Source organism: Peterkaempfera podocarpi, assembly GCF_042466665.1.
GTDB lineage: Bacteria > Actinomycetota > Actinomycetes > Streptomycetales > Streptomycetaceae > Peterkaempfera > Peterkaempfera podocarpi.
In genome coordinates this window covers 6,605,064-6,617,724 of sequence record NZ_CP162102.1, presented here as the reverse complement: position 1 = coordinate 6,617,724, position 12,661 = coordinate 6,605,064, and the positions used below count along the sequence as shown (strand labels likewise).

The following is a 12,661-nucleotide window of genomic DNA, read 5'->3' as shown; positions in this document are numbered from 1 at the left end:
GCCGGGGCACCTGCCCCTCCCCCTCCGGTCGGGGGTGTGCGGACGCGGGGCCGCTCAGGCCCTGCCGTCCTGCTGCCGCGTCCGGCAGCGCCATCGGCGGCCCTGCACCTGGCCCGGCTCGCACCCGATGACGTAACGCACCCGGCGGCCCCGCACCCGGCGGGCCGGGGCGCGGCAGCCGCGGGGGCGGCAACCGGGCGCGTTACGCGAGGTCAGGGACATGGCTGCGGGTCAGCCCCGGCCGTGCCGCAGCGCGGGGTGGGCACCCGCGGCGACCAGGTCGGCGACGGCGGCCTTGGGGTCGCCCCCGACGACCAGGGACTCGCCGACCAGGACCGCGTCGGCGCCGTCGTTGGCATAGGCGATCAGGTCGTGCGGGCCCCGCACTCCGGACTCGGCGACCTTGACGATGTGGTCCGGGATGGCCGGTGCGACATCGGCGAAGGTGTTGCGGTCGACGGTGAGGGTCTTGAGGTTGCGGGCGTTGACGCCGATGATCCGGGCACCCGCGTCGACGGCGCGCCGGACCTCCTCCTCGTCGTGCACCTCGACCAGCGGGCTGAGCCCGATCGACTCCGCACGCTCGATCAGCGACTCCAGCGCGGGCTGCTCCAGCGCCGCGACGATCAGCAGAGCCAGGTCGGCGCCGTAGGCGCGGGCCTCCCACAGCTGGTAGGAGGTGACGATGAAGTCCTTGCGCAGCACCGGGGTGTCCACGGCGGCGCGGACGGCCTCCAGGTCGGCGAGGGAGCCGCCGAAGCGGCGCTGCTCGGTGAGGACGCTGATGGCGGCCGCGCCGCCGGCCTCGTAGTCGCGGGCGAGGCCCGCCGGGTCGGCGATGGCCGCCAGCGCGCCCTTGGACGGGCTGGACCGCTTGACCTCGCAGATCACCCGCACGCTGTCGCCGCGCAGTGCGGCCACTCCGTCCTTGGCGTCCGGGGCCTTGGCAGCGAGCGCCTTGAGTTCGTCCAGGGAGACCCGGGCCTGGCGCTCGGCGAGGTCCTCGCGGACTCCGTCGATGATCTCGTCGAGCACGCTCACGCGGGCGCCCCCTTCTCTGTCGGGTCGGACGGCTGGGAAACCGGCGGTGGGCCGGCAGCGGAATCGGGAGGGATCCCTCGGGTACTCGGCCCGGCCGGTACTTCGATGGTATCGGCAGAGCGGCGCAAGGCTCGCATCAGGCCTGTCGCGGTCTCGCACGTCGGACGGCCGGAGCCGGGCGGGCGGGGTGCCGCAGCGGGTGGTTCAGGGCGCCAGCGCGGCCCCGAGGGGCAGATTGCGGGCGACCGTGAAGGCCGCGACCACCGCGATGGCCGGCAGCACGTGCCGGAGGTGCAGGGTGGGCAGCCGCACCGGCCGGGACGCCAGCGCGGAGGCCGCCCAGTTGAGCCAGAGCAGGGCCGCGGTGGTGAGCAGGAGCACCACCAGCAGATTGTCGTGCAGCGCCTGGAGGGGGTGGCCGTGGGTCAGCGCGTGGACGCAGCGCAGTCCGCCGCAGCCGGGGCACCACCAGCCGGTGGCCTGCAGGAACGGGCACACCGGGTAGCGGCCCGGGGTGTTGGGGTCGACCGCGGCGACAAAGAGCGCCGGGGCTGCCGCCGCCGCCAGGGCCGTCAGAGGTGCGGCCAGACGGCGGACGGCCGAGCGGTGCGCGGGGGCTGCCGGTGCGTTCACCCTGACGATTCTGCCCCCGTCGGCACCCCGCCGACCGGATGACACGGTCGGCGGGCGCGGACGGGCCGCCGGGTCAGCGCGCGGCGACGACGGGCCGCTTGCCGAGGCCGGCCATCTGCATGGCCTTGCCGACCACTCCGGCGGCCAGGGTGACGCCGATGCCGACCCAGAAGAGCCACGGGGTGGCGGCCACGACCCCCATCCCGGCCACGATGAAGCCGATGAAGCAGATGATGACGCCGGTCCAGGCGGCGGGGGTGTGGCCGTGGGCTGCTGCCGACATTGCTGGTGCTCCTTGCTGCCGGTAATGGCGGTGTCCAGGGCCCGGGATCCGGCGGAGGACGCCCCCGGGCGGATTCTCGGTGCCATTCTCCCCGACGGTCCCGGATGCGGCCGACCGGGGGTCGGGGCCGGACCCCGTGCGCGGGCTTCGGCTTCGCCGGACGGGCGGCCCGCTGCGGCCGGTCCATTGCGGCGGCGGGGCGGCCTCGCCGGCGGAGGGGTGCGGCGGGCACCTCCGCAGGGTGCCCGAGGGGCGGCCGCACGCCCCGCAGGGATGCAGCCGGGGGCGGTCAGCAGGTGGCGGGGCGTCCTCGGGCCGGTGGAGGGGTGCGGGGAGGCCGTACGGCAGGCACCCCCGTCAGGTGTTTGGGGCCGCTGCCCGGGGGTGGCGCAGCCGGGGGTGGTCAGCGGCCGGCGGTGGGGTCCTCGCCGCGGTCGAGGGCGTTCCAGAGGTCGGAGGGGGTGGACTCGCGGCGCTTGGGGGCGGCGGCGCGTCCGGCCGGGGCGTCGTACTTGCTGGACATCGCCGGCCAGTCGCGGCCGCGGGCCAGGGTGATCAGCCCGGCCGCGCAGAGCAGGACGCCGCCGGCGACCGCGATCCAGGGCCAGACGGTGTGGGTGACATGGTGGGCGGTGACGGCGGTCAGCGCGGCGCTGCGGGCCGCCTTGGCGTCCACCGCCGAGGTGTCCGCGGCGCCGACCGCGGAGGCGATGGCGGCGCCCGCCCCGGCCAGCGTCACCAGGGCGCCGACCGCCAGCCGGCCGGCGCGGCGTACGGCGAAGACGGCGACCGCGGAGGCGAGGCCCACCAGGGCGAGGGCACCCGGCAGGCCGGAGACCTCACTGCCGGTGGCGCCGAGGTGGGCCTGCCCGAGGCCGCCGGAGCTGCCCTCGGCCCAGGTGCGGCCGACGGCCCAGAGCACCAGGACCGCGCCTGCGACGGTGAGCAACAGCATCAGGGCGAGGCTGCGGCGGCTGCGGGGCGGGCGGGGTGCGTCGGAGGTGTCGGCGGTCCGGGGTTCGGGCAGAGCGTTCACCCGTCCAGTGTCGCCGGTGCCCCGGCCGGGTGGGTCACCGGGGCGGCCGCAGGGTGGCGGCGGTGGCGACGGCGCGGAGCACCGCGGCGGCCTTGTTGCGGCATTCGGTGTCCTCGCTCTGCGGGTCGGAGTCGGCGACCACACCCGCTCCCGCCTGGACGTATGCCGTGGAGTCGCGCAGTACGGCGGTGCGGATGGCGATGGCGGTGTCGCAGTCGCCGGCGAAGTCCAGATAGCCGACGCAGCCGCCGTAGAGGCCGCGGCGGGTGGGCTCCAGTTCCTCGATGATCTGCAGGGCGCGGGGCTTGGGTGCGCCGGAGAGGGTCCCTGCCGGGAAGCAGGCGGTGAGGACGTCGAAGGCGGTGCGGGCGGGGGCGACGCGGCCGGTGACGGTGGAGACGATGTGCATCACATGGCTGTAGCGCTCGACGGACATGAAGTCGACGACCTCCACGCTGCCGGGTTCGCAGACCCGGCCGAGGTCGTTGCGGCCGAGGTCGACCAGCATCAGGTGCTCGGCGCGCTCCTTGGGGTCGGCGAGCAGTTCGGCGGCCAGGTCGGCGTCCTCCTGGGGGGTGGCGCCGCGGGGCCGGGTGCCGGCGATGGGGTGCACCATGGCCTGCCCGTCGGAGACCTTGACCAGGGCCTCGGGGCTGGAGCCGACCACGTCGAAGCCGCCGTCGGCGGTGCCGTCGGGGCCGGGGAAGCGGAAGAGGTACATGTAGGGGCTGGGGTTGGTGGTCCGCAGCACCCGGTAGACGTCCAGGGCGCTGGCGGGGCAGGGCGCCTCGAACCGCTGGGAGGGGACCACCTGGAAGGCGTCGCCCGCGCGGATGTGCTCCTTGACCGCCTCCACGGCGCGGCGGAACGGTTCACCGCCGAAGGGCGAGACCGCGGCGGCGGGCGCGGTGGGGGTGAGTACGGCGGCGCCGGTGTCGACCGGGCGGGCGAGGTCCGCGGTCATCGTGTCGAGCCGGGCGACGGCGTCGTGGTAGGCCTCGTCGACGCCGGAGGGGAGGTCGTTGTGGTTGACGGCGTTGGCGATCAGCAGCACCGTGCCGTCGGAGTGGTCCAGTACGGCCAGGTCGGTGGCGAGCAGCATGGTGAGCTCGGGCAGCCCGAGGTCGTCCGTCGTCAGGGTGGGGATCTTCTCCAGGCGGCGGACGATGTCGTACCCGAGGTAGCCGACCATGCCTCCGGTGAGCGGCGGCAGCTCATCACCGATGTGCAGGTCGCGGGGGGTGTGCAGGGTGTCGACGGCGGCGCGCAGCACCTCCAGCGGGTCGCCCGCGGCGGGGATGCCGACGGGCGGGGTGCCGTGCCAGCGGGCGTTGCCGTCGGGGTCGGCGGTGAGGGTGGCGGCGCTGCGGACGCCGACGAAGGAGTAGCGGGACCAGGAGCGGCCGTTCTCCGCGGATTCCAGCAGGAAGGTGCCGGGGCGCTCGGCGGCGAGCTTGCGGTAGAGCCCGACGGGGGTGTCGCCGTCGGCGAGCAGCCGCCGGGTCACCGGGACGACCCGGCGGTCGGCAGCGAGCTTGCGGAAGGCGTCCAGGTCGGGGGTGACGGTGCCCGTGGTCATGGGTGTACCTATCGGTCGGCGGGTCCGGACAGCGGCAGTACGTCGGCGTCGAAGCAGGTGCGGTCACCGGTGTGGCAGGCTGCCCCGGCCTGGTCGACCTTGACCAGCAGCGTGTCGCCGTCGCAGTCCAGCGCCACCGACCTGACCTGCTGGGTGTGGCCGGAGGTGTCGCCCTTGACCCAGTACTCGCGGCGGCTGCGGCTCCAGTAGGTGCAGCGGCCGGTGGTCAGGGTGCGATGCAGGGCCTCGTCGTCCATCCAGCCGAGCATCAGCACCTCGCCGGTGTCGTACTGCTGGGCGATGGCGGGGAGCAGCCCGTCGGAGGTGCGCTTGAGGCGGGCGGCGACCGCCGGGTCGAGAGCGGTGGACCCGGGTGCTGCGGGGGCGGTGCTGCTGGACGGCGTGCTGCTGGACATGGGCCCATTGTTGCAGGCCCGGACGGGCGGCCACGGCAGTGATCGAGGGTTGGACGGGTGACCGGCGGTCAGGGTGCGGCCGGTTCCCGACGTTTGCCGCGGACCGGTGGGTGGCGGGGCCGGGGGATGCGGCATCCTTCCCCCATGAGCTTCACGCCGCCTCCGCCGCCCCCGATGCCGCCCGGCCCGCCGGTCGTCCCGGACGGGGAGCCGCGTCCGGGCCGGCGGACCCGGATCGGCGCGATCGCTGCCGGGGCGGTGGTGCTGGCGGCCGTCCTGGGGACGGTGCTGTATCTGGCGTCCGGCGGGGACGGCGCTCCGGCGGCCGCCCCGTCCACCAGCGCGCCGCCACCGCCGAGCAGTCCCCTGCCGACCCCGAGCGCGACCCCCAGTGACACCCCGAATCTGCCGTATCTGGTGCTGAAGCCGGGTACCTGCTTCGACCACCCCAACCTCACCAAGGGGCTGAAGGAGGTCACCGTCCGGCCGTGCACCGTCCCGCACGACGGCGAGGCGGTCGCCAATGTCACGGTGAAGGGCGGCTTCACCAAGGACAGCCAGATCGTGGCCGCGGTGTACAAGCAGTGCGCGGCGGCGGGGAAGCGCACCGCCGACCGGCAGGGCGAGGGAACCCGCTTCTACAGCTATGTGCTGACGCCCTCGGCGGCGCTCTACCGGCGCGGGTACCGGGAGGCGACCTGCACGCTGACCGTGAGCTACACGGTCGGCGGGAAGAAGCTGACCGGCAAGCTGCACTGACGATCCGTCGGTGCACGCGTAGGGTGGACACATGTCGACCTTTGCCCGCGGTGAGCGCCGCCGTCTCGCCGCCCTGCTGGAGGAGTCGGGGCCACAGGCCCCCACACTGTGCCGGGGGTGGACGGCTGTGGACCTCGCCGCGCACCTCGTGCTGCGTGAGCGCCGGCCGGATGCCGCGCCGGGGATCCTGTTCCGCCCGCTGGCCGGCCGCACCGCCAGGGTGCAGGGCGAGTACGCGGCCCGTCCCTGGCCGGAGCTGCTGGAGCTGTTCCGTACCGGGCCGGGCCGGTTCTCGCCGTTCGCGCTGCCCGGCGCCGACGAGGCCGCCAACACCGTGGAGTTCTTCGTGCACGCGGAGGATGTGCGGCGGGCGGGCCCGGAGTGGAAGCCGGAGCCGGTCGACCCGGATCTGGCGGAGGTGCTGTGGAAGCGGCTGCCGATGACCGCCCGGATGGAGGCGGGGAAGCGCTCCCCGGTGGGGCTGGTGCTGCGCCGTCCGGACGGGCAGACGGTGGTGGCCCGCAAGGGCACCCCGGTGGTGACCGTGGTCGGTGAGCCCGCCGAGCTGCTGCTGTTCGCCTTCGGCCGGGGTGCGGCGACCGCCGTCACCACGGAGGGCGACCCCGATGTGGTGGCGCTGCTGGCCGCCGCCGTCCCGCTGCCGGGCTGAGTACCCGGGCCCGTCCGCGCGGGTGCCGTTCCGCTCCCCCGCGTGCGGCGGGCCGACGGTCGGCACCGCCTGCTCCGCCGGGCTCTCCCGGGAGACCACCGTCTGCAGCCGCCCCCGGAGGGCGGTCCCGCCCGCGGGCAGCGGGGCGGGGCCGCCATCCCGGCGGGCAGCGACGCCGTGTGCCGCGCCAGGACCTCCGGTGGGCCGATCCGCTCGTAGGCGCCGTCCCGCAGCACAGCGGGCGCGCTCGGGGGTCTCCTCGGCGGGCTGGCCATGGTGGCGCTGCCCGGTCGGCTGTCGGCTGCCTCCGGAGCCGGTCGGCGGCCCGTTCACCTCCACGCATCGGCCAGGGGGCGGCCGCACACCCCGGGCAGCACTCGGGCCCGGGACCGCTCCGGTCCCGGGCCCGACAGGTGAGCGTTGGTCAGCGAACCGGGCGGCCCCCGGCGCGCAGCGCGTCCTTGACCTGCCCGATACGCAGATCCCCGAAGTGGAAGACGCTGGCGGCGAGCACCGCGTCCGCACCGGCGTCCACCGCCGGGGCGAAGTCCTCCACCCGGCCGGCACCGCCGGAGGCGATCACCGGGACGGTGACCGTCCTGCGGACCGCTGCCAGCATCTCCAGGTCGTAGCCGTCCTTGGTGCCGTCGGCGTCCATGGAGTTGAGCAGGATCTCCCCCGCGCCCAGGTCGGCCGCCTCGGCGGCCCACTCCACGGCGTCCAGGCCGGTGCCGCGGCGCCCGCCGTGGGTGGTCACCTCGAAGCCGGAGGCGGTCTCGGTGCCCTCGGGGCAGCGCCGGGCGTCGACGGAGAGCACCAGCACCTGGCGGCCGAAGCGGCGGGCGATCTCCCGGATCAGCTCGGGGCGGGCGATGGCGGCGGTGTTGACGCCCACCTTGTCGGCCCCGGCCCGCAGCAGCCGGTCCACATCCTCCGCGGTGCGCACCCCGCCGCCCACGGTCAGCGGGATGAAGACCTGCTCCGCGGTGCGGCGCACCACGTCATAGGTGGTCTCCCGGTCGCCCGAGGAGGCCGTGATGTCGAGGAAGACCAGTTCGTCGGCGCCCTCGGCGTCATAGACCTTGGCCATCTCGACGGGGTCCCCGGCGTCCCTGAGGTTCTGGAAGTTGACGCCCTTGACCACACGGCCGGCGTCCACGTCCAGGCAGGGGATCACTCGGACGGCGAGGGTCATCGGATTCCTTCCGGGAGGGCTGCGAGGTGGTCTGCCAGGCCGGTGCGGTGGGCGTCCACCTCGACCTCCACCATCATGCGGGAGTCCAGCAGCCCGTCGACGACCACCATGGTGGCGGCGGGCCGCACAGTGTCGAAGAGGTGCTTGTGGCCTCGGCTGACCTCTTCGGTGTCACGGACATGGGTCACATACATCCGGGTACGGACCACGTCCTCCGGGCCGAGACCGAACCGCTCCAGCGCCTGGAAGGCGACCCCGAAGGCGTCCAGGGTCTGTCCGTACGGGTCGCCCTCGTGCTGGACCATGCCGTTGTACCAGGCGGTGCAGCCGGAGACGAGGACGAAGTCGCCCGCCGCCACGGCCCGGGAGAACCCGATCTCGTCCTCGTAGGGGGAGAATCCGCCGACGCGTCGTGTGGCAGGGTCCGTCATGAAACAGCCTCCAGAGCCTCTTCGAGGGTGAACTTCTGCTCGTAGAGGGCCTTGCCCACGATGGAGCCCTCGACACCCAGGGGCACCAGACCGGCGATGGCGCGCAGGTCGTCGAGGGAGGAGACACCGCCGGAGGCCACGACGGGGCGGTCGGTGGCGGCGCAGACATCGCGCAGCAGCTGGAGGTTGGGGCCGGTGAGGGTGCCGTCCTTGTCGACGTCGGTGACGACGTAGCGGGCGCAGCCGTCGGCGTCCAGACGTGCCAGCACCTCGTAGAGGTCGCCGCCCTCACGGGTCCAGCCGCGGCCGCGCAGGGTGGTGCCGACCACGTCCAGGCCGACCGCGATCCGGTCGCCGTACTCGGCGATGGCCTTGCGGACCCAGTCGGGCGACTCCAGGGCGGCGGTGCCCAGGTTGACCCGGCGGCAGCCGGTGGCGAGGGCGGCCCGCAGCGACTCGTCGTCGCGGATGCCGCCGGAGAGCTCCACCTTGACGTCCAGGCGGCCGACCACCTCGGCGAGCAGCTCCCGGTTGCTGCCGGTGCCGAACGCGGCGTCCAGGTCCACCAGATGGATCCACTCGGCGCCGGCCTCCTGCCACGCGAGCGCGGCGGTGAGGGGCTCGCCGAAGGAGGTCTCGGTGCCGGACTCCCCCTTCACCAGGCGGACGGCCTGGCCGTCGCGGACGTCGACGGCGGGGAGGAGTTCGAGGTGCTGGCTGGACATGGGGGTGCGGCTCCGGCTTCTGGTCTCGGGAAAGGCGTGCGGCTAGAGGGAGGTGACCCAGTTGGTCAGCAGGGCGGCGCCGGCGTCGCCGGACTTCTCCGGGTGGAACTGGGTGGCGCTGAGCGGTCCGTTCTCCACGGCGGCGACGAACGGCTCGCCATGGGTGGCCCAGGTGACCAGCGGCGGCCGGATCCGCTCGTTGGTGACGGCCAGCTCCCAGTGGCGCACCGCGTAGGAGTGCACAAAGTAGAAGCGGGCGTCCGCGTCGAGGCCGGCGAAGAGGGTGGAGCCGGCCGGCACGTCGACGGTGTTCCAGCCCATGTGCGGGACCACCGGCGCATGCAGCGGCTCCACGGTGCCGGGCCACTCGTCGCAGCCGGCCGCCTCCTCGCCGTGCTCGACGCCGCGGGCGAAGAGGATCTGCATACCGACGCAGATGCCCAGCACCGGGCGGCCGCCGGCCAGCCGGCGGCCGATGATCTGCTCGCCCCGGACGGCGCGCAGCCCCTGCATACAGGCGGCGAAGGCACCGACGCCGGGGACCAGCAGCCCGTCGGCGTCCAGCGCGGTCTGGAAGTCCGCGGTGACGGTGACCTCGGCGCCGGTACGCTCCAGGGCGCGCTGGGCCGAGCGGAGGTTGCCGGAGCCGTAGTCGAGCACGACCACGTGCTTGCCCATGTTGAGTCCTTGGGTGTGGGGGTTACAGACGCATGACACCGGAGGCGAGGCAGAGCACGGCGCCGATGGCGAGCACCGCGATGACGCTCCTGGACTGCTTCTGCTTCCAGAACGAGTAGACACCGCCCAGCAGGAAGAGTCCGAGGGCGATCAGCAGGACAGCGGGGCTCACAGCGCACCCTTCGTGGAGGGGATGATTCCGGCGGCGCGCGGGTCACGCTCACAGGCGTAGCGCAGCGCCCTGGCCAGGGCCTTGAACTGGCACTCCACGATGTGGTGCGCATTGCGTCCGTAGGGGACGTGGACATGCAGGGCGACCTGGGCCTGGGCCACAAAGGACTCCAGGATGTGACGGGTCATCGTGGTGTCGTACGACCCGATCATCGGCGCGATGTTCTCCGGCTCGGTGTGCACCAGATAGGGGCGGCCGGAGAGGTCCACGGTCACCTGGGCGAGCGACTCGTCCAGCGGCACCGTGCAGTTGCCGAAGCGGTAGATGCCCTTCTTGTCCCCGAGGGCCTGCTTGAAGGCCGCGCCCAGGGCGAGGGCGGTGTCCTCGATGGTGTGGTGGGTGTCGATGTGCAGGTCGCCCTGGGTCTTGACGGTGAGGTCGAAGAGTCCGTGGCGGCCGAGCTGGTCGAGCATGTGGTCGTAGAAGCCGACGCCGGTGGAGACATCCACGGTGCCGGTGCCGTCGAGGTCGACCTCGACCAGGACGGAGGTCTCCTTGGTGGTGCGCTCGACGCGGCCGATGCGGGTCATGCGGAGGGTTCAGAGCTCCTTGCTGCGACATCCGCGGTGGGGACGTCTGACTTGAGGGCGGTACGGACGGCGTCGAGGAAGGCGTCGTTCTCGGCGGGGGTGCCGGCGGTGACGCGCAGCCAGCCCGGCACGCCGTTGTCCCGGACCAGGACGCCCCGGTCGAGCAGCGCCTGCCAGGCGGCGTGGGTGTCCTCGAAGCGGCCGAACTGGATGAAGTTGGCGTCCGACTCCACCACCTCCATCCCGGCGGCGCGCAGCCCCGTCACCACCCGGTCCCGCTCCGCCTTCAGCTGCTCCACATAGCCGAGCAGGGTGTCGGTGTGCTCCAGGCAGGCCAGCGCGGTGGCCTGGGTGACCGCGGAGAGGTGGTACGGCAGCCGGACCAGCTGGACGGCGTCGACCACCGCCGGGTCGGCGGCCAGGTAGCCCAGGCGCAGCCCCGCGGCACCGAACGCCTTGGACATGGTGCGGGAGACCACCAGGTGCGGGCGGCCCTCGATCAGCGGCAGCAGCGAGGCGTGGTGGGAGAACTCCACATAGGCCTCGTCCACCACCACCATGGTCGGCTTGACCGCCTGCGCGGCGTCGTGGAGCGCCAGCACCGTCTCGGCGGTGACGGCCGATCCGGTGGGGTTGTTGGGCGAGCAGACGAAGACCACGTCGGGCCGGTGCTCCGCGATCGCCTCGCGCGCCGCGGCCACGTCGATGGTGAAGTCGTCCCTGCGCGGGCCGGAGATCCAGCGGGTGCCGGTACCGCGGGAGATCAGCGCGTGCATGGAGTAGGAGGGCTCGAAGCCCATGGCGCTGCGGCCGGGCCCGCCGAAGGTCTGCAGCAGCTGCTGCAGCACCTCGTTGGACCCGTTGGCGGCCCAGACCTGCTCCGTGGTGACGGCGTGGCCGGCGGTGCGGGTCAGATAGGCGGCCAGCTCGGTACGGAGCTCCACCGCGTCCCGGTCGGGGTAGCGGTTGAGCTCGCGGGCGGCCTCGGTGACCCGCTCCGCGATCCGGGCCACCAGGGGCTCGGGCAGCGGATAGGGGTTCTCGTTGGTGTTGAGCCGTACGGGGACGTCGAGCTGCGGTGCGCCGTACGGGGACTGGCCGCGCAGCTCCTCGCGTACGGGAAGGTCGTCGAGGTTCACAGGCCGGGTGTCTCCCAGTCGAAGCGGGCCCTGACGGCGTCTCCGTGGCCCGGAAGGTCTTCTGCGTCGGCGAGGGTCACCACATGGGCGGCGACGTCCGCGAGGGCGTCGCGGCTGTAGTCGACCACATGGATGCCGCGCAGGAAGGACTGCACGGACAGGCCCGAGGAGTGGCAGGCGCAGCCGCCGGTGGGCAGCACGTGGTTGGAGCCCGCCGCGTAGTCGCCGAGCGAGACGGGCGCATACGGGCCGATGAACACGGCACCGGCGTTGCGCACCCGGGCGGCGACGGCACGGGCGTCGCGGGTCTGGATCTCCAGGTGCTCGGCGGCGTAGGCGTCGACCACCTCGAGGCCCTGGTCCAGGTCGTCGACCAGCACGATGCCGGACTGGCGGCCGGACAGCGCCTCGGTGATCCGCTCGCGGTGCTTGGTCGCGGCGACCTGCGGCTCCAGCTCCCGCTCCACCCGGTCGGCGAGCTCCACGGAGTCGGTGACCAGCACGGCCGCGGCCATGGGGTCGTGCTCGGCCTGGCTGATCAGGTCGGCGGCGACATGGCGCGGGTCGGCGGAGTCGTCCGCCAGGATGGCGATCTCGGTGGGACCGGCCTCAGCGTCGATGCCGATACGGCCCTTGAGCAGGCGCTTGGCGGCGGCGACATAGATGTTGCCCGGGCCGGTGACCAGGTTGACCGGGCGGCACTCATCGGTGCCGTAGGCGAACATCGCGATGGCCTGGGCGCCGCCGGCGGCGTAGACCTCGCCGACGCCCAGCAGGGCGCAGGCGGCCAGGATGGTGGGGTGCGGCAGGCCGCCGAAGTCACGCTGCGGCGGGGAGGAGACCGCGATGCCCTCGACACCGGCCTCCTGGGCGGGCACCACGTTCATCACCACGGAGGAGGGGTAGACCGCGAGGCCGCCGGGCACATACAGGCCCACCCGCTGCACCGGCACCCAGCGCTCGGTGACGGTGCCGCCGGGCACCACCTGGGTGGTGTGGTCGGTGCGGCGCTGCTCGCGGTGGACGAGCCGGGCGCGCCGGATGGACTCCTCCAGGGCGGCCCGCACCTTGGGGTCGAGGCCGGCCAGCGCCTGGTCGATCGCGCTCTGCGGCACCCGCACCCGCTCCAGGCGCACCCCGTCGAACCGCTCGGTGATCTCGATCAGTGCCGCGGTGCCGCGATGGCGTACGTCATCGCAGAGGGGCCGCACCGTCTCCAGGGCGGCCTCGACGTCGAACTCGGCGCGGGGCAGCAGATCGCGCGGGTCCGAGGTGGAGCCGCGCAGGTCGATTCGAGAGATCACTCTCCCCAGT

At 73.8% G+C, this 12,661-nt stretch carries 17 protein-coding genes; 2 read left to right on the top strand and 15 right to left on the bottom strand.

Going from position 1 to position 12,661, the window contains the following annotated elements; genetic code table 11:
* Window positions 1–54 precede the first annotated feature (54 nt).
* From trpM to hisI, 7 genes are all read right to left on the bottom strand, one after another.
* Window positions 55–222, bottom strand: coding sequence for a tryptophan biosynthesis modulator TrpM (trpM, locus tag AB0761_RS29210; RefSeq protein ID WP_377272131.1), 168 nt, complete (start codon window positions 220–222; stop codon window positions 55–57).
* A 9-nt stretch (window positions 223–231) separates the two neighbouring features.
* A complete protein-coding gene (gene trpC, locus AB0761_RS29205) occupies window positions 232–1,041 on the bottom strand; it encodes an indole-3-glycerol phosphate synthase TrpC (protein ID WP_377272130.1) in 810 nt (269 codons plus the stop codon).
* A gap of 204 nt (window positions 1,042–1,245) precedes the next feature.
* Complete coding sequence (locus tag AB0761_RS29200) at window positions 1,246–1,674, bottom strand: DUF2752 domain-containing protein (RefSeq protein WP_377272129.1); 429 nt, start codon at window positions 1,672–1,674, stop codon at window positions 1,246–1,248.
* Window positions 1,675–1,747: 73 nt separating this feature from the next.
* Window positions 1,748–1,957: an HGxxPAAW family protein gene (locus tag AB0761_RS29195; RefSeq protein ID WP_377272128.1), complete on the bottom strand. Its 210-nt coding sequence runs from the start codon at window positions 1,955–1,957 to the stop codon at window positions 1,748–1,750.
* Between the two features lie 403 nt (window positions 1,958–2,360).
* Window positions 2,361–2,993, bottom strand: a complete 633-nt coding sequence (locus AB0761_RS29190; protein ID WP_377272127.1) for a TIGR02234 family membrane protein — start codon at window positions 2,991–2,993, stop codon at window positions 2,361–2,363.
* Window positions 2,994–3,027: 34 nt separating this feature from the next.
* Window positions 3,028–4,572, bottom strand: coding sequence for an anthranilate synthase component I (locus tag AB0761_RS29185; protein WP_377272126.1), 1,545 nt, complete (start codon window positions 4,570–4,572; stop codon window positions 3,028–3,030).
* 8 nt (window positions 4,573–4,580) lie between these two features.
* Complete coding sequence (gene hisI, locus AB0761_RS29180) at window positions 4,581–4,988, bottom strand: phosphoribosyl-AMP cyclohydrolase (protein ID WP_377272125.1); 408 nt, start codon at window positions 4,986–4,988, stop codon at window positions 4,581–4,583.
* Window positions 4,989–5,132: 144 nt separating this feature from the next.
* Here hisI and AB0761_RS29175 point away from each other — a divergent pair, with 144 nt between their 5' ends.
* Window positions 5,133–5,747, top strand: coding sequence for a hypothetical protein (locus tag AB0761_RS29175; RefSeq protein ID WP_377272124.1), 615 nt, complete (start codon window positions 5,133–5,135; stop codon window positions 5,745–5,747).
* 31 nt (window positions 5,748–5,778) lie between these two features.
* Window positions 5,779–6,417 (top strand): TIGR03085 family metal-binding protein, encoded by a 639-nt coding sequence (locus AB0761_RS29170; RefSeq protein ID WP_377272123.1) that lies wholly within the window; start codon window positions 5,779–5,781, stop codon window positions 6,415–6,417.
* 424 nt (window positions 6,418–6,841) lie between these two features.
* Here AB0761_RS29170 and hisF read toward each other — a convergent pair whose 3' ends face one another.
* From hisF to hisD, 8 genes are read right to left on the bottom strand one after another with little or no spacing between them, the layout of a single operon-like run.
* Entirely contained in the window at window positions 6,842–7,612 is a 771-nt protein-coding gene (gene hisF / locus AB0761_RS29165) for an imidazole glycerol phosphate synthase subunit HisF (RefSeq protein ID WP_377272122.1), read from the bottom strand.
* Window positions 7,609–8,043: a RidA family protein gene (locus tag AB0761_RS29160; RefSeq protein WP_377272121.1), complete on the bottom strand. Its 435-nt coding sequence runs from the start codon at window positions 8,041–8,043 to the stop codon at window positions 7,609–7,611. The genes hisF and AB0761_RS29160 overlap by 4 nt, the downstream gene beginning before the upstream one ends.
* Window positions 8,040–8,768, bottom strand: a complete 729-nt coding sequence (priA, locus tag AB0761_RS29155) for a bifunctional 1-(5-phosphoribosyl)-5-((5-phosphoribosylamino)methylideneamino)imidazole-4-carboxamide isomerase/phosphoribosylanthranilate isomerase PriA (protein ID WP_377272120.1) — start codon at window positions 8,766–8,768, stop codon at window positions 8,040–8,042. The genes AB0761_RS29160 and priA overlap by 4 nt, the downstream gene beginning before the upstream one ends.
* Window positions 8,769–8,810: 42 nt before the next feature.
* The gene (hisH, locus tag AB0761_RS29150; protein ID WP_377272119.1) at window positions 8,811–9,446 is read right to left on the bottom strand and encodes an imidazole glycerol phosphate synthase subunit HisH; all 636 of its coding nucleotides are present in this window, start codon (window positions 9,444–9,446) and stop codon (window positions 8,811–8,813) included.
* Between the two features lie 22 nt (window positions 9,447–9,468).
* The gene (locus tag AB0761_RS29145) at window positions 9,469–9,618 is read right to left on the bottom strand and encodes a hypothetical protein (protein WP_055587099.1); all 150 of its coding nucleotides are present in this window, start codon (window positions 9,616–9,618) and stop codon (window positions 9,469–9,471) included.
* Complete coding sequence (gene hisB, locus AB0761_RS29140) at window positions 9,615–10,208, bottom strand: imidazoleglycerol-phosphate dehydratase HisB (protein WP_377272118.1); 594 nt, start codon at window positions 10,206–10,208, stop codon at window positions 9,615–9,617. Before hisB ends, AB0761_RS29145 begins: the two co-directional genes overlap by 4 nt.
* Window positions 10,205–11,347: a histidinol-phosphate transaminase gene (locus AB0761_RS29135; protein ID WP_377272117.1), complete on the bottom strand. Its 1,143-nt coding sequence runs from the start codon at window positions 11,345–11,347 to the stop codon at window positions 10,205–10,207. The genes hisB and AB0761_RS29135 overlap by 4 nt, the downstream gene beginning before the upstream one ends.
* On the bottom strand, window positions 11,344–12,651 hold the full coding sequence (gene hisD / locus AB0761_RS29130) for a histidinol dehydrogenase (protein WP_377272116.1): 1,308 nt from the start codon (window positions 12,649–12,651) through the stop codon (window positions 11,344–11,346). The genes AB0761_RS29135 and hisD overlap by 4 nt, the downstream gene beginning before the upstream one ends.
* Window positions 12,652–12,661 lie beyond the last annotated feature (10 nt).